Below are 13,580 nucleotides of genomic sequence, written 5' to 3'. Positions count from 1 at the left end.
ACGCGGCGCTGCGCATCCTGCTGGTGGTGGCCTCGCTGAGCGGCAACACCCGCGAGCTGGGCCGGCACATCCAGGCGCGCTGCCAGGCGGCCGGGCATGTGGTGCACTGGCAGGAGGCCGATGACCTGCGCGCGGCCGCGCCGCTGGCCGCCGATGAAGCCGACCTGGTGCTGCTGGGCTGCTGGACCGACAACGCCGGGCGGACGCCCTCGGAGATGAAGGCCTGGGTGGCTGGCATCGCCGAGCGCGGCCAGCGCCCACGCCAGCTGGCGGTGTTCGGGACCGGCGAAACGCAGTGGGGGCAGGAGTACTACTGCGGCGCCGTGCACCGGTTGATCCGCTACTTCAACAGCAGCTACCCGCCGCTGGAAATCGAACAGATGCCGCATGGCGAACGCCACGCCGCGGCCATCGACGCCTGGACCGATACGGTCCTGGCCCACTACAGGAGCACCTGCGATGCAGATCATCGACGCCACCACGCCTGAGCAGTTCCAGCAGCTGCTGGCCGAGCACCCGCGGGTGCTGGTGGATTTCCACAAGGACCAGTGCCCGGGGTGCCGGATGCTGGAGATGTCGCTGCACCGCGTGGCCAACAGCGTGGCGGGGCAGGGCACGACGTTGCTGCGCGTGCAGCTGGAGGTGCTGGGTGAAGCGTTCTTCCGCGAACTGGGGCTGCGGCAGACGCCGACGCTGTCGTTGTTCCGCGATGGTGACGAGCGCCAGCGGCTGCCAGGATTCCAGTCGCCGCAGCAGATAGAAGCCGCGATCGCGATGCATCTGTAGAGCCGAGCCATGCTCGGCTGCTTTTCGCGATGACAGGGGTCAGAGCCCTTGCCTGTGGCAAGGGGTCCGACCCCTGCGGGTTACGCGCCGGCGAAGGTATCCACCAGCAGCTTCACGTTCAACGCGACGATCACCACGGCGATCACCCAGGCGATGCTGCCCAGCCAGCGCGGGGCCACCAGCGCGCCCATCGTGGCCTTGTCGGTCGCGAGACGTACCAGCGGAATGATCGCAAACGGCAGCTGCATCGACAGCACCACCTGGCTCAGCACCAGCAGCTTCACTGCGCCCTGGTCGCCGAACAGCAGGATCACCACCACCACCGGGATGATCGCCAGCGCCCGGGTGATCAACCGGCGCAGCCACGGGGGCAGGCGCAGGTGCAGGAACCCTTCCATCACGATCTGTCCGGCCAGGGTGGCGGTCACTGTGGAATTCAGGCCTGAAGCGAGCAGGGCCACCGCGAACAGGGTCGAGGCCAGGCCTACGCCCAGCATCGGTGCCAGCAGTTGATGCGCCTGCTCGATATCCTCCACGTCGAACCGGCCATTGGCATGGAAGACGGCAGCCGCCAGGATCAGGATGCTGGCATTGATGAACAGGGCCAGGGTCAGCGCGATGGTGCTGTCGGTCACCGCCCAGCGCAGCGCGCTGCGACGCCCTTCATCGGTGCGTGGATACGCGCGCGTCTGCACGATGGACGAGTGCAGATAGAGGTTGTGCGGCATCACCGTGGCACCAATGATGCCGATGGCGATGTACAGCGCATGCGGATCGGTGACCACCTGCGTGCGCGGGATGAAGCCGCCCAGCACCTCCATCACCGGCGGCGCGGCCAGTGCGATCTGCACCAGGAAGCAGCCGAAGATGATCATGAGCAGGGCGATGACGAAGGCTTCCAGGGCGCGGAAGCCGCGGTTCATCAGCAGCAGCACCAGCAGCGTGTCCAGTGCGGTGATCACCGCGCCCCACAGCAGTGGCAGGTCGAACAGCAGCTTCAGTGCGATGGCGGTGCCGATCACCTCGGCCAGGTCGCAGGCGATGATCGCTGCTTCGCACAGGCCCCACAGCGCGAGGTTTACCGGTTTGGGATAGCGCGCGCGGCAGGCCTGGGCCAGGTCCATGCCGGTGGCGATGCCCAGCCGCGCCGACAAGGCCTGCAGGATCACCGCCATCAGGTTGGAGATGAGGATGACCGACAGCAGCAGGTAGCCGAAGCGCGAGCCGCCGGCCAGGTCGGTGGCCCAGTTGCCCGGGTCCATGTAGCCGACCGAGACCATGTAGCCGGGGCCGATGAAGGCCAGCAGACGGAACCACCAGTGGCCTTTTTCGGGTACGGCGACCGAGGCGTTGAGCGCGCCGAGACTGGCTGCAGGGGCGGCCGGGGAGTCGGTGGGCTCGACGGTGTTCATGGCTGCAATATAGCCACTGCTATATCCATTAGCAATGTGAAACAATCGTCTTTGCTGCGTCACTGGTCCAGAATTCAGGTTCAGATCCGGAATACCTCGGCAGGACAGGCACACGCGTGGGCAAGACAGGCGCTTCGACATCGGCAAAGAATCCCCCCTTGATCGAGGCCGAGCGCCAGGTCGAGAGCTTCCGGCAGGTGCGCGAGGCACACCGGATGGAGCTGGTCGAGGACTACGTGGAGCTGATCTCCGACCTGCTGGCCGATGGCGGCGAGGCGCGCCAGGTCGACATCGCCACCCGCCTGGGCGTGGCGCAGCCGACGGTGGCCAAGATGCTGCGGCGCCTGGCCCGTGATGGCTGGGTGGTGCAGCGGCCGTACCGGGGCGTGTTCCTGACCCCGGAAGGCGAGGCGCTGGCCCACGCCAGCCGCGAGCGGCACCAGACCGTGGAGCGCTTCCTGCTGGCGCTGGGCGTCGACCCGGACACGGCGCGGCGCGATGCCGAGGGCATCGAACACCATGTGAGCGAGCAGACGCTGGCGCTGTTCGAGGCGTTCGTGCGCAAGGCCGAGGGCGGGGCGGGCTGAGGTTTGGGGCAGGGCTTGCAGCCCTGCACCCGCCTCAGATCAACGTCAACGTCAAAAGCGGGCTATCCGTGGGATGGCGGGGTGGGTCCGGTTGAGGGGGGCGCTGCAAGTACGTCCCTGTAAGCTCGGTCGCCGCATCCATGCGGCTCACGCCCCCTCAACCGGACCCACCCCGCCTTCGACAGTTTCCCGCGATCTGTCGGAACGGAGATCTGCTCTGGTGGGTGCCGACCGTTGGTCGGCACGGGGTCGGATCTGGTGGATGTCGACCTTGGCCGACACAGTAGATCCACGCCATGCGTGGATGAATTCATTCGATCTCTAACAGATTTCATCCACGCATGGCGTGGATCTACCTGCCGCGACGGAACGCGGCCGGGCTGCGGGCGCCGACGATGATCATGCGGATCATCGTGGAAATCTGTTCGACCAGCTCCGGGTCTTTCTCCGGCGGCTGGTCCATCGCGGTGGCGCCCATGGCAAACACCAGGCGGGTGATGGCGGTGGCCACCAGTTCCGGCTTGTAGAGCTTGGCGCCGTCCAGCGCGGCCAGGCGCACCAGGTCGTGCTGCAGCTCTTCTTCGAAATAGTGCAGTTCGCGTTCAACCGCGTGCTTGAAATCATCCGAGCCCACCGCGCCTTCGCGCAGCAGCACGTGCAGCAGCTTGTCGTCTGCGCGCAGCTGCTCCATGAAGGTTTCCACCGATACGCGCACGACGCTGGTCGCACTGGACGTGGCGCGCTGGCGCGCTTCGCCGATGATCGTGCGCAGTGAGCGGCCGGCCACGTCGATGAGCGCCACGGCCAGTTCGTCCATGTCGCGGAACTGCCGGTAGAAGCTGTTCGGGGCAATGCCCGCTTCGCGCGCGACTTCGCGCAGGCTCAGCGTGGACAGGCTGCGGTGCGGGCCGATCAGTTTCAGCGCGGCGGCCAACAGATCCTCGCGGCTCACCGTACGGCGGGCCGGGCTGTTGGCATCTTCGGGCGGCGACAGAACTGTGGCGGCGGCCATGGCACTTCCGGAGGGGCAAGGCTGAATCATACCCAATCCGGAGCAATATACACATGTATACACAGGTGTGTGTGCGGCCGTATAGTGCGCCCATGAGCGCTGTGATCCGTCCCTCCCTGTTTTCCCCGTACCGCTGGCTGTCGCCGTCGCTGTTCGATTTCTGGGCGGGCCAGCTGAATCCCTTGTGGACCCTGCGCGAGCCCCTGGCCCGCCTGGTCCGGCGCGAGCCGGCCGGCGAGGGCGCCGCCACCCTGGTCCTGCGCTGCAACCGGCACTGGGCGGGCATGCGCGCCGGCCAGCACATCACCCTGGGCGTGGAGCTTGAAGGGCGCGTGTTGCGCCGCAGCTACAGCCCGACCGCGCTGGGTCGCCGCGAGCTGGCCATCACCGTCAAGGCGGTCGAAGGCGGCGCCATCAGCCAGCATCTGGTCCACCACGCCAAGCCGGGCGATCTGTTCCGCCTGGACGCGGCGTTTGGGGACTTCCACATGCCCGCCGCCGCCCCGGTGCTGCTGCTGGCCGCCGGCAGCGGCATCACGCCCATGCGCAGCCTGCTGCGCGAGGCCTGCCGCCGCCCGCTGGCCGCGCCGGTGGACCTGTTCTACTGGGAACGCAACGCCGCCGCGTTCCAGTTCCGTGAGGAACTGCAGGCGCTGGCCGCGGCCACCCCGAACCTGCGCGTGCACCTGCTGACCACCCGCGAAGGCGAGGTGCCGGCCGCGCGCATCACCACCCATTCGCTGGCCGTGCCCGGCGACGACACCCCGCTGGCCCAGCGCCACGTGCTGGCGTGTGGCCCGGATGGTTTCGTGGCGGCTGCACGGCAACGCCTGGTGCACCAGGTGGCCGGTTTCCAGGCCGAGGCCTTCACCCCGCCGGCACCGCTCAGCGATGCCGACAGTGCCGGCGAGATCGCCCTGACCCTGGCCCGCAGTGGCCGCCAGCTGAAGGTCGCGCGCGGCCGTTCGCTGCTGGAAAGCCTGGAAGCGCAGGGCATCAAGCCCAAGCACGGCTGCCGCATGGGTATCTGCAACAGCTGCACCTGCGACCGCGTCAGTGGCACCACCCGCCACCTGCGCACCGGTGAAATGCAGTCCGAAACGGCGCAGCCGGTGCGGATCTGCGTGAGCGCACCGACTACCGACCTGACTTTGGATCTCTGAGGACCTGCTGCCATGACCCGCGCTTCCGACCGTGCCCTGAGCCCCGCCGAGATGAACGCCTTCGGTGCCGAGCTCGACGCGATCCGTGACCGTATCCTGGGCAGCCTCGGCGCCTCCGACACCCGCTACATCCGCCGCGTGGCCGCCGCCGTGCGCTGGTCGGGCGTGCTGGGCCGTGGCCTGCTGTTCCTGGGCGCGTTCTCGCCCCTGTTCTGGGCGCCGCTGCTGTGGCCGGCCTGCATCGCCGGCACCCTGCTGCTGGCGCTGGCCAAGATCCTGGAGAACATGGAGCTGGGCCATAACGTGATGCACGGCCAGTACGACTGGACCGGCGACCCCAAGCTCAACGGCAACACCTATGAGTGGGACATCGTTGCTACCGGCGACAACTGGCGCAAGACCCACAATTTCCGCCACCACACCTACACCAACGTGCGTGGCATGGACGATGACATCGGCTACGGCCTGCTGCGCATCTTCCCGGAACAGCGCTGGTCGCCGTTCTACCTGCTGCAGCCGATCATCGCGCCGATCTTCGCGCTGCTGTTCCAGTGGGGCGTGGCTGCACAGGACCTGCGCCTGGGCCGCTGGTTCAAGGGCCGCATCAGCAGCCGTGCGATGTGGCTGCAGACCCGCCCGGTGGCACGCAAGATGCTGCGCCAGGTGCTGAAGGACTACGTGTTCTTCCCGCTGCTGGCCGGCCCGTTCTTCCTGCCGGTGATGCTGGGCAACCTGGTCGCCAACGGCATGCGCAACGTCTGGACCTACGTGATCATCTTCTGCGGCCACTTCACCGCCGAATCGGAAACCTTCCCGAAGGAATGCCTGCGCAATGAATCGCGCGGCCACTGGTACCTGCGCCAGCTGCGTGGTTCGTCCAACATCAGCGGTGGCTTCATCATCAACGTGCTGTCGGGCAACCTCAGCCACCAGATCGAACACCACTTCTACCCGGACCTGCCGGCCAACCGCTATGCGGCCATTGCCAAGGAAGTGAAGGACATCTGCCGCCGCTACGGCCAGCACTACAACAACGGCTCGCTGCCGCGCCAGTTCGCCCAGGTGGTCTGGCGCATCCTGCGCCACGCCTTCCCGAGCAAGCCGCGCCGCCTGCCGATGCCGGACATCATGCCGGCACCGGCGCCCGCCAACGCGGGCTGAGGCCTTCAGCTGGCCTTGGCCAGCGCTGCCGGCAGGCCGCCGTCCTTCGGGGCGCGGTCCAGCCGGCGCAGGAACACCTGCATTTCCTTGCGCGCCTGCTGGTCGCCCTTGCTGCCGGCCACGCTGAGCCCGCGCTGCCACGCTTCGCGCGCCGCCTGCGGCTGGCCACTGGCCAGCCAGGCCTTGCCGAGCAGCTTCCACGCCGCCGAATAGTGCGGATCCAGCGCCACGCACCGGGCCAGGTGCGTGGCCGCATGCACCGGCTGTCCGGCATCCAGCCAGCTCTGGCCCAGGCCGAAACGCAGCAGCGCGCTGTCCTTGCCGCTGGCCAGCAGGCTTTCCAGTGCTTCGATGTTCATGGCTTTACCTCGTGCAGGTGCTCAAGTGGCCCGGGGAGGAAGCGGCCGCGGTGGAACAGCAGGGGGGCGCCGCCGGCGTCGTGTGCGCCGATGATGCGTCCGGCCAGCAGCAGGTGGTCACCCACCGGCCACTGCGCATGGCGGTTGCAGTGCAGGTGGGCGACCGCACCGGCGATGCGCGGGGGTTCATCGTGTTCGCCATCGAGCAGTGCCACATCCGTGAAGCGATCACGCACGGCCGGATCGGCGAAGCGCCGGGCCAGGGCTTCCTGGTGTGCACCGAGGATGCTGAGGGTGAAGCGCGTGGCACGCTGGAACACCCGCAGGCTCTGCGCGTGCAGGGCCAGGTTCCACAGCACCAGCGGTGGCTGAAGCGATACCGGCACGAATGAGTTGATGGTCAGTCCGTGCGGCGTGCCCCGCGCGTCGCGCGCGGTGACGATGGCCACGCCGGTCGGGTAGTGGCCCAGCAGCCGGCGCAGCGCGCGCGGCGGCAGGTCCACCGATGGGGCCGGCGCCGGGGCAGGGAAGACCCCTGCCCACGGCCCGGCATAGGCAGGGCCGCCGGCGTCCATCAGCCGCGTGCCTGGCGGTAGCGACGGCCGACCTCTGCCCAGTCGATGATGTTGAAGAACGCGCCGATGTAGTCGGGACGGCGGTTCTGGTAGTGCAGGTAGTAGGCGTGTTCCCAGACATCCAGGCCGAGGATGGGGGTGTTGCCGGACAGGCCCGCGGCGGCACCCATCAGCGGGCTGTCCTGGTTGGCACTGCTCTCGACCTGCAGGTGACCTTCGCGATCGCTGGTCAGCCACGCCCAGCCGCTGCCGAAGCGGGTCTGTGCAGCTTTGCTGAAGGCATCCCTGAAGGCGTCGAAACCACCGAGATCACGCTCGATGGCTGCCGCCAGCCCGGCGTCCGGCGTGCCGCCGCTGGGGCTGAGCACGGTCCAGAACAGGCTGTGGTTGGCATGGCCACCGCCGTTGTTGCGCACCGCGCCGCGCACGGACTCGGGCAGCGCATCCAGGTCGGCGATCAGCGCTTCCACCGGCGTTTCGGCGATGCCGGCCTGTTCCAGTGCGGCGTTGAGGTTGTTGATGTAGGCCTGGTGATGCTTGCCGTGGTGGATCTCCATGGTGCGCGCATCGAAGTGCGGTTCCAGGGCGTCGTAGGCGTAGGGGAGGGCGGGAAGCGAGTACGGCATTGCAACAGTCTCCGTGGGGAAGGCCGGGGGCCTCGGGAGGACTGTTATCGCACCTCAACTTTGGTTGAGGTCAAGGGAGAATGGAAGGCGTGCGCTGTCAGCGCCTTGATTCTTTCCTTGGTGCAGGGGCGGATGGGTCAGCGCAGGACACGCCGTAAACCCATCCATGGGGGCTCGATGGCGCCATCCATGGCGCCAACGGTCCTGCGCTGCCCCATCCGCCCCTGCCGGACAGTTTCATGCGCCGGCGCGGAGGCGGATTCAAAGGCAAGAGCAAAGGCAAAGCCGCCAGGTGCCGGCCGCTGGTCGGCAACTCGGCCATCCGTGATTGCCGGCCAGCGGCCGGCACTACCCGAATCCTCACCGGCGAGGTGATGCGCTGCCCGCGCTCGCAGGAAACTGTCTGGAGGGGGCGGGGGCCGCTGGGCAGGACCGTTGGCGCCATGGATGGCGCCATCGAGCACCATGGAGGGGCTTTTGCGTGTCCTGACCAGCGGCCCCCGCCCCCTCCCCCTCGTATCAACAGAAGCGCCGGGCATCGCACCAACCCGCCAGCGCTTTCAAATCACACTCAGCTCAACCAGCCCTTGCACGCGCTGTCGATCTGCTCGCCACAGGCCTGCTGCATGCGCTGCTGCAACCGCGCCAGTGTGTCCGCACCCTGGTGCTTGCCGCCCCAGGCCTTCAGCTGCACCGCCAGCCGTTCAAAACGCTGCTTCGTGCGCTGGTGGTAGCCCGACGGCTGTGCCTGCAGCTCGGCAATCAACGCGTCGGTGGCCTGCTCGATGCGCGGTGCATCGTCGGGGGCCAGGCGCAGCAGGCCCTCCACGTACAGCACGCCCCACTGCACCCGCGTGGCTGGGCCCTGTGCGCCTTCGTAGGCACGCTTCAACCACTCCAGTGCCCCCGCCGTGTCGCCGCGCTTCTCGGCCAGCTCAGCCAGTTCGGGCATGTAGTAGTAGGGCTGCTCGCTGCGCTTCAACTCGGCCAGCAGCAGGCTCTCGGCACCGGCGTCGTCGCCGACTTCGCGCAGGGCATAGACCGCGCTGCTGATGGTGGCCTGGCGCGCATGCGCATCCGTGGCCGCGGAATCGGCGGCGGTCACCCGCTGCTTCACCCGCTGCACCAGCGCCGCAGGCAGCGCGCCTTCGGGCTGCTGCTGGCGGGCCAGCGACACTTCGGTCAACGCACGCGACAGTGCATCGTCCGCACGATTGCCACGCTCGGCATCGGCGCGGTCCAGCGCCAGCAGCAACTGCTGGCCCAGCGTGTTGCTGCTGGCCGGGCCTGCGCTCGCCTGCTTCACCAGTGCAGCACCCGCATAGCCCAGCAGCTCGCGGTTGCGGCGCACTTCGGTGGGTTGTGCCAGCACCGCCTGCAGCAGCTCGCGCACTTCGGTCGGCGGCGTCGTCGGCTTCTCCGCGGTGGCCAGCGCCAACAGGGCGAAGCGACGCTGCAGGGCGGCATCGGGGGCGGCCTTGGCCAGCTGGCGCAGCACGTCGTCGGCCTTGCGCTGGCCGGCCAGGCGGTTGGCATCCACTTCCCAGCCGTAGTCACCCAGCACCTGCCAGTCCTCGGCGCCGAGCTTGCCTGGCGTGGACAAGGCCGTGGCCAGGGTCTCGGCCACCGCGCTGCGGCGGCTGGCGGCCACGGTGAGCGTACGGGTCAGTTCGGCCGCGTCGTTGCCGCCGGCCACGCGGATGATCTCGTTGCGCTGCGGGTCCAGCACGATCAGGGTCGGGTAGCCGCGCACGCCGAAGCGCTCGCCCCAGGCCTGCGCACCTTCCTCGTCACCATCCAGGTAGACCGGCACGAATTTGCCGGTCAGGGCGATGAAGGCGGGATCCTTGAACAGGCCGGCCTTCAGCTGGTTGCAGGGCGGGCACCACACTGCGCCCCAGTACAGCAGGACCGGCTTGCCGGTTTCGGCGGCCTCGTTGAATGCATCGTCGACATCGCCCTGGCGCCAGGCAATGGCCGTGGTCGGCGCGGCCTCGGCGGCCTTCGCGCTCGCTACCGGTGCCTGCGCGGGGGAACAGGCGCTCAGCGCGGTGGCCAGCAGCAACAGGGGAAGGGCAGCGCGCATCGGCAGCATCTCGAAGGAACGGGAGTGAAGCGCCATTGTAGGAACGCCGCCCGCCATTACTGATGCAGTTTGCTTATGTCCGGCTTGCAGGAGGCTATATGCCGGGGCTACGGCGCCGCAGCTGCCGGCCAGCGGCCGGCACTACCGCATCTCCACTGCCAGCAGCCCGGCCAGCCAGGTCATGAATGCCTCGACCCGCCGCGGCAGGTGGCGGCGTTGCGCATAGACCAGGTTCACCGGCATCGGTTCGGCCAGGCAGTCGGGCAGTACTTCCACCAGGCGTCCGTCATTCAGCGCCTCGCGTGCGCCCATTTCCGGCACCTGGATGATGCCGAGGCCGGCCAGGGCGGCGGCACTGTAGCCGTCGGCGCTGTTGACCGTGAGCGCGCCGCGCATCGGCCAGGTCCGGTAGCGCTGGCCATCGAAGTACTCGAAGCCGGGCGAACGCTGGCCCAGCGTGCCCACGTAATGCACCAGCCGATGCTGGTCGAGGTCGGCCAGTTCGCGCGGCGTACCGTGGGCGGCCAGGTAGCCCGGGCTGGCCACGTTGACGATGCGCATCTGCCCCAGGGGGCGCGCGATCAGGCTGCTGTCGTCCAGCGTGCCGACCCGCAGCACGCAGTCGAAGCCTTCGCGCACCACGTCCACGCGGCGGTCGGTGGCGCTCAGTTCGACCTCCAGCCCCGGGTGCAGGGCCAGGAAGGCCGGCAACTGCGGGATGACCAGGTTGCGGGCCATGCCGCCGGGCATGTCCACCCGCAGGCGGCCGCTGAGTTCGCTGGTTTCGCGCCGGAACAGGTTCTGCAGTTCGTCCATGTCGTCGAGCAGGTCGTGCGCGCGCTGCTGCAGCTGGGCACCGTCGGCGGTGAGATGCACGCGGCGGGTGGTCCGGTGCAGCAGCTGCGTGCCCAGTTCGGCTTCGAGCCGGGCGATGGCCTGGGAGACGCTGGCCTTGGGCAGGCCCAGGCTGTCAGCGGCGCGGGTGAACGAACCCAGTTCGGTGACGCGCAGGAAGACGCGCAGGGTGTCGAGGCGGTCCATCGATTGTTCGCCTGGCTTGAACAGTAAAATCAGGATCGCGCGATTTATGCGTGTAGGCAATCCCAATAGTCTGGCCACACTTCCTCCCAGACAGGTGCCCGCCATGACTTCTCCTTCCCGCGTCGTCCTCATCACCGGTGGCAGCCGCGGCCTTGGCCGCAATGCGGCACTGGCCCTGGCGGCCGACGGTGCCGATATCGTGATCACCTATCGCTCGCAGGCCGACGCCGCTGCGCAGGTCGTGCAGCAGGTACAGGCGCTGGGCCGCCGTGCGCTGGCGCTGCCGCTGGACATGGCCGACAGTCCGGCGTTCCCGGCCTTCGCCGCGCAGCTGCGTGACGCGTTGCAGGCGTGGGGTGTCACCGCACTGCAGGGCCTGCTCAACAATGCCGGTGAAGCGCTGTACGCACCGATCGCCGAGACCACCGAAGCGCAGTTCGACCACGCCGTGGCCGTGCACCTGAAGGGGCCGTACTTCCTGACCCAGGCACTGCTGCCGCTGATCGCGGATGGTGGCCGCATCCTCAATGTCTCCAGCGGCCTGGCCCGCTTCTCGCTGCCGGGCAGCTCGGCCTACGCGATGATGAAGGGCGGTGTCGAAGTGTTCACCCGTTACCTGGCCAAGGAGCTGGGTGCGCGCGGCATCAGCGCCAACACGCTGGCGCCGGGCGCGATCGAAACCGATTTCGGTGGCGGCCACGTGCGTGACAACGCGCAGGTGAACGCCATGGTCTCGTCGATCACCGCGCTGGGTCGCCCCGGCCTGCCCGACGACATCGGTCCGGTGGTGGTGGCGCTGCTGTCGCCGTCCACGGCCTGGGTCAACGGCCAGCGCGTGGAAGCCTCTGGCGGCATGTTCGTCTGACCGCCCGCGGGCGGCGCGTCATGGGGCGGCGAGGCTCAGCGGCTGGTAGACCAGGCCGTTGAACTCGCCGGCCTCGCCGTCGATCACGAAGCCGTAGCGCTGGTAAGTCGGCACCGCATTCAACGAGGCGCGCACGCTCATCGCCGGTGCGCGCAGCAGCGGCAGGACGGCGCGGAACAGGGCATGGCCGATGCCCTGGCCCTGGCAGCGAGGATCAACGAACAGCATCGCCAGGTGGCGGCCTTCCTTCAGTTCGACCACGCCAACCAGGGTGCCGTCCTGCTCGGCCACCAGGATGTGGTTGTCACCCTGCAGCCGCTCGGCGAATGCGCCGGTGGCAGCCACCTGCATGAAGGTCTGCACGCCTTGTGCGCTGAGCGACGGCGCGACGGCAGCGTCGAAGGCGGCGATGCAGATCGCGCTGATGGCGGGCAGATCGTCGGGGCGGGCGGGGCGGATGGCGTGCATGCAGTGTTCTTTCCATGATGACGTGCGGGTGCATTGCACACGATAAGCTCGCCGCATGAACCACTTCAATGCGGCCCATGCCCGGGTATTCCCACAGCGCGGCCTGAGCCTGGGGCTGATGACGCCGGTCGCCGTGAACGGCCTTGCCGACGTTGCGGAAGCGCAACGCATCGCGCGCCTGGCCGACGATCTCGGCTTTGCTGCGCTGTGGACCCGCGATGTGCCGCTGATGGTGCCGCAGGGGCCGGAAGCGACAACCAGCGCGTTGGATGATCCGTTCCTCTGGCTTGCGCTGCTGGCCGGTGCCACCACGCGCATTGCGCTGGGCAGCGCGGCCATCGTGTTGCCGCTGCGGCATCCACTGCACGTGGCCAAGGCGGCATTGAGCCTGGACCGGATCAGCGGTGGGCGATTCGTGCTCGGCCTGGGCTCGGGTGATCGGCCGGAGGAGTTCGCGGCGTTCGGCGAAGACCTGGAGGGCAGGGCGGTCACGTTCCGCGAGCGCTGGGCAGTGCTGCGTGCGGCGGTGTCGCCGGACGACGCCGAGCGGGCGCGCGTGCGCGACGTGAGCGGTGGATTCGACGTGCTGCCAGCGCCGCACGCGCGCATCCCGATGCTGGTGGTCGGCACGGCGCGGCAGAGCCTGCAGTGGATCGCCCGCGAAGCGGAGGGCTGGGCCACCTACCACCGCGAAGAAGCGGCGCAGGAAGGGCGCATCGAGCTGTGGCAGCAGGCGCTGGCGCAGGGCGGTGGTGCAGCCAAGCCGTTCGTGCAGTCGATGCTGCTGGACCTGCAGGCCGATCCGCGCGCCCCGGCAGAAGCGCTGCCGCTGGGCCTGAAGGTGGGCCGCGATGGTCTGCGGGCTTACCTGCAGCGCGTGCATGCCCAGGGCGTGGGCCATGTGATGTTCAACCTGGTCAGCAATGGGCGGCCGGTGGACGAGGTGCTGCGCGAGATCGCTGCGGTGGGTGTCGACCTCGGCGGACACGCTGCCTGATCGCGCATTCGCCGGGCGTGGCCCGGCGCTACCGGTAAACGCGTGCATCTGCGTATCATTCGCGTTTGATCCTGCTGCCGGAGCTGCGCGTGACCCGACGTAATCCCATGCATCCGACCGGGCGTGTCTTCGCCGTGGTCGCCTTCATCGAAGCGCTCACCTGGGCCGGGCTGCTGGCCGGCATGTGGCTCAAGTACGGGCCCTATGAGAACGTCGCCCTGGTCAAAGTGTTCGGTCCGCTGCATGGCGCGGCCTTCCTGGTCTACGTGGCGGTGACGCTGTTTGCCGCCGTCCGCCTGCGCTGGCCGTGGTGGGCCAGTGCGCTGGCGCTGCTGGCGGCCATTCCGCCGCTGGTCACCCTGCCGCTGGAATGGTGGTTCCGCCGCCGCGGCCTGCTGGAACTGCGCAGCCTGCGCTGAGACGCTGCGTTACCTATGCGTTC

At 68.6% G+C, this 13,580-nt stretch carries 16 protein-coding genes; 8 read left to right on the top strand and 8 right to left on the bottom strand.

The genetic code is table 11. The annotated features are described in order from the left end of the window. The first annotated feature begins 8 nt into the window (after nucleotides 1-8). Together C1927_RS12400 and C1927_RS12395 are read left to right on the top strand one after the other, a co-directional pair. Nucleotides 9-488, top strand: coding sequence for a flavodoxin (locus tag C1927_RS12400; protein ID WP_237772098.1), 480 nt, complete (start codon nucleotides 9-11; stop codon nucleotides 486-488). Continuing rightward, nucleotides 460-786 (top strand): thioredoxin family protein, encoded by a 327-nt coding sequence (locus C1927_RS12395; protein ID WP_079222139.1) that lies wholly within the window; start codon nucleotides 460-462, stop codon nucleotides 784-786. The genes C1927_RS12400 and C1927_RS12395 overlap by 29 nt, the downstream gene beginning before the upstream one ends. 80 nt (nucleotides 787-866) lie before the next feature. Here C1927_RS12395 and C1927_RS12390 read toward each other — a convergent pair whose 3' ends face one another. Then, nucleotides 867-2,198 (bottom strand): Nramp family divalent metal transporter, encoded by a 1,332-nt coding sequence (locus C1927_RS12390; protein ID WP_108746848.1) that lies wholly within the window; start codon nucleotides 2,196-2,198, stop codon nucleotides 867-869. Between the two features lie 116 nt (nucleotides 2,199-2,314). On the opposite strand from C1927_RS12390, the gene mntR reads away from it, so the two are divergent. After that, nucleotides 2,315-2,785: a manganese-binding transcriptional regulator MntR gene (gene mntR / locus C1927_RS12385; protein ID WP_108746847.1), complete on the top strand. Its 471-nt coding sequence runs from the start codon at nucleotides 2,315-2,317 to the stop codon at nucleotides 2,783-2,785. Between the two features lie 352 nt (nucleotides 2,786-3,137). On the opposite strand, the gene fabR is transcribed toward mntR, so the two are convergent. Then, entirely contained in the window at nucleotides 3,138-3,797 is a 660-nt protein-coding gene (gene fabR, locus C1927_RS12380) for an HTH-type transcriptional repressor FabR (RefSeq protein WP_079222136.1), read from the bottom strand. Nucleotides 3,798-3,889: 92 nt separating this feature from the next. Here fabR and C1927_RS12375 point away from each other — a divergent pair, with 92 nt between their 5' ends. Both C1927_RS12375 and C1927_RS12370 read left to right on the top strand, forming a co-directional pair. Next, nucleotides 3,890-4,960: a ferredoxin reductase gene (locus C1927_RS12375; RefSeq protein WP_237772067.1), complete on the top strand. Its 1,071-nt coding sequence runs from the start codon at nucleotides 3,890-3,892 to the stop codon at nucleotides 4,958-4,960. Between the two features lie 12 nt (nucleotides 4,961-4,972). Beyond that, nucleotides 4,973-6,121, top strand: coding sequence for an acyl-CoA desaturase (locus C1927_RS12370; RefSeq protein WP_079222134.1), 1,149 nt, complete (start codon nucleotides 4,973-4,975; stop codon nucleotides 6,119-6,121). A 5-nt stretch (nucleotides 6,122-6,126) separates the two neighbouring features. Here C1927_RS12370 and C1927_RS12365 read toward each other — a convergent pair whose 3' ends face one another. The 5 genes from C1927_RS12365 to C1927_RS12345 form a co-directional block, all read right to left on the bottom strand. Then, entirely contained in the window at nucleotides 6,127-6,480 is a 354-nt protein-coding gene (locus C1927_RS12365) for a tetratricopeptide repeat protein (RefSeq protein ID WP_079222133.1), read from the bottom strand. Next, entirely contained in the window at nucleotides 6,477-7,055 is a 579-nt protein-coding gene (locus C1927_RS12360; RefSeq protein ID WP_079222132.1) for a flavin reductase family protein, read from the bottom strand. Before C1927_RS12360 ends, C1927_RS12365 begins: the two co-directional genes overlap by 4 nt. Further along, on the bottom strand, nucleotides 7,055-7,681 hold the full coding sequence (locus C1927_RS12355; protein ID WP_108746846.1) for a superoxide dismutase: 627 nt from the start codon (nucleotides 7,679-7,681) through the stop codon (nucleotides 7,055-7,057). Before C1927_RS12355 ends, C1927_RS12360 begins: the two co-directional genes overlap by 1 nt. A gap of 571 nt (nucleotides 7,682-8,252) precedes the next feature. Then, nucleotides 8,253-9,776: a thioredoxin family protein gene (locus tag C1927_RS12350; protein ID WP_108747841.1), complete on the bottom strand. Its 1,524-nt coding sequence runs from the start codon at nucleotides 9,774-9,776 to the stop codon at nucleotides 8,253-8,255. A 132-nt stretch (nucleotides 9,777-9,908) separates the two neighbouring features. Further along, on the bottom strand, nucleotides 9,909-10,874 hold the full coding sequence (locus C1927_RS12345; protein WP_079222129.1) for a LysR family transcriptional regulator: 966 nt from the start codon (nucleotides 10,872-10,874) through the stop codon (nucleotides 9,909-9,911). 37 nt (nucleotides 10,875-10,911) lie between these two features. On the opposite strand from C1927_RS12345, the gene C1927_RS12340 reads away from it, so the two are divergent. Next, nucleotides 10,912-11,673, top strand: coding sequence for an SDR family oxidoreductase (locus C1927_RS12340; protein ID WP_079222128.1), 762 nt, complete (start codon nucleotides 10,912-10,914; stop codon nucleotides 11,671-11,673). 18 nt (nucleotides 11,674-11,691) lie between these two features. Here C1927_RS12340 and C1927_RS12335 read toward each other — a convergent pair whose 3' ends face one another. Continuing rightward, nucleotides 11,692-12,141, bottom strand: coding sequence for a GNAT family N-acetyltransferase (locus tag C1927_RS12335; protein WP_079222127.1), 450 nt, complete (start codon nucleotides 12,139-12,141; stop codon nucleotides 11,692-11,694). 55 nt (nucleotides 12,142-12,196) lie between these two features. Here C1927_RS12335 and C1927_RS12330 point away from each other — a divergent pair, with 55 nt between their 5' ends. Next, a complete protein-coding gene (locus C1927_RS12330) occupies nucleotides 12,197-13,138 on the top strand; it encodes a TIGR03571 family LLM class oxidoreductase (RefSeq protein WP_079222126.1) in 942 nt (313 codons plus the stop codon). Nucleotides 13,139-13,245: 107 nt separating this feature from the next. Further along, on the top strand, nucleotides 13,246-13,557 hold the full coding sequence (locus tag C1927_RS12325; RefSeq protein WP_079222125.1) for a DUF3817 domain-containing protein: 312 nt from the start codon (nucleotides 13,246-13,248) through the stop codon (nucleotides 13,555-13,557). Nucleotides 13,558-13,580 lie beyond the last annotated feature (23 nt).

The sequence above is a fragment of the Stenotrophomonas sp. ZAC14D1_NAIMI4_1 genome, assembly GCF_003086775.1.
Taxonomy (GTDB): Bacteria; Pseudomonadota; Gammaproteobacteria; order Xanthomonadales; family Xanthomonadaceae; genus Stenotrophomonas.
This window is presented reverse-complemented; position numbering and strand designations above follow the sequence as displayed.

Bases quoted from the DNA above. Each gene is read 5' to 3' on its own strand.
- C1927_RS12395 (WP_079222139.1), top strand. From the start codon at position 460: ATGCAGATCATCGACGCCACCACGCCTGAGCAGTTCCAGCAGCTGCTG.
- C1927_RS12375 (WP_237772067.1), top strand. From the start codon at position 3,890: ATGAGCGCTGTGATCCGTCCCTCCCTGTTTTCCCCGTACCGCTGGCTG.
- C1927_RS12360 (WP_079222132.1), bottom strand. From the start codon at position 7,055: ATGGACGCCGGCGGCCCTGCCTATGCCGGGCCGTGGGCAGGGGTCTTC.
- fabR (WP_079222136.1), bottom strand. From the start codon at position 3,797: ATGGCCGCCGCCACAGTTCTGTCGCCGCCCGAAGATGCCAACAGCCCG.
- C1927_RS12325 (WP_079222125.1), top strand. From the start codon at position 13,246: ATGCATCCGACCGGGCGTGTCTTCGCCGTGGTCGCCTTCATCGAAGCG.
- C1927_RS12390 (WP_108746848.1), bottom strand. From the start codon at position 2,198: ATGAACACCGTCGAGCCCACCGACTCCCCGGCCGCCCCTGCAGCCAGT.
- C1927_RS12365 (WP_079222133.1), bottom strand. From the start codon at position 6,480: ATGAACATCGAAGCACTGGAAAGCCTGCTGGCCAGCGGCAAGGACAGC.
- C1927_RS12350 (WP_108747841.1), bottom strand. From the start codon at position 9,776: ATGCTGCCGATGCGCGCTGCCCTTCCCCTGTTGCTGCTGGCCACCGCG.
- C1927_RS12370 (WP_079222134.1), top strand. From the start codon at position 4,973: ATGACCCGCGCTTCCGACCGTGCCCTGAGCCCCGCCGAGATGAACGCC.
- C1927_RS12335 (WP_079222127.1), bottom strand. From the start codon at position 12,141: ATGCACGCCATCCGCCCCGCCCGCCCCGACGATCTGCCCGCCATCAGC.
- C1927_RS12355 (WP_108746846.1), bottom strand. From the start codon at position 7,681: ATGCCGTACTCGCTTCCCGCCCTCCCCTACGCCTACGACGCCCTGGAA.
- C1927_RS12330 (WP_079222126.1), top strand. From the start codon at position 12,197: ATGAACCACTTCAATGCGGCCCATGCCCGGGTATTCCCACAGCGCGGC.
- C1927_RS12340 (WP_079222128.1), top strand. From the start codon at position 10,912: ATGACTTCTCCTTCCCGCGTCGTCCTCATCACCGGTGGCAGCCGCGGC.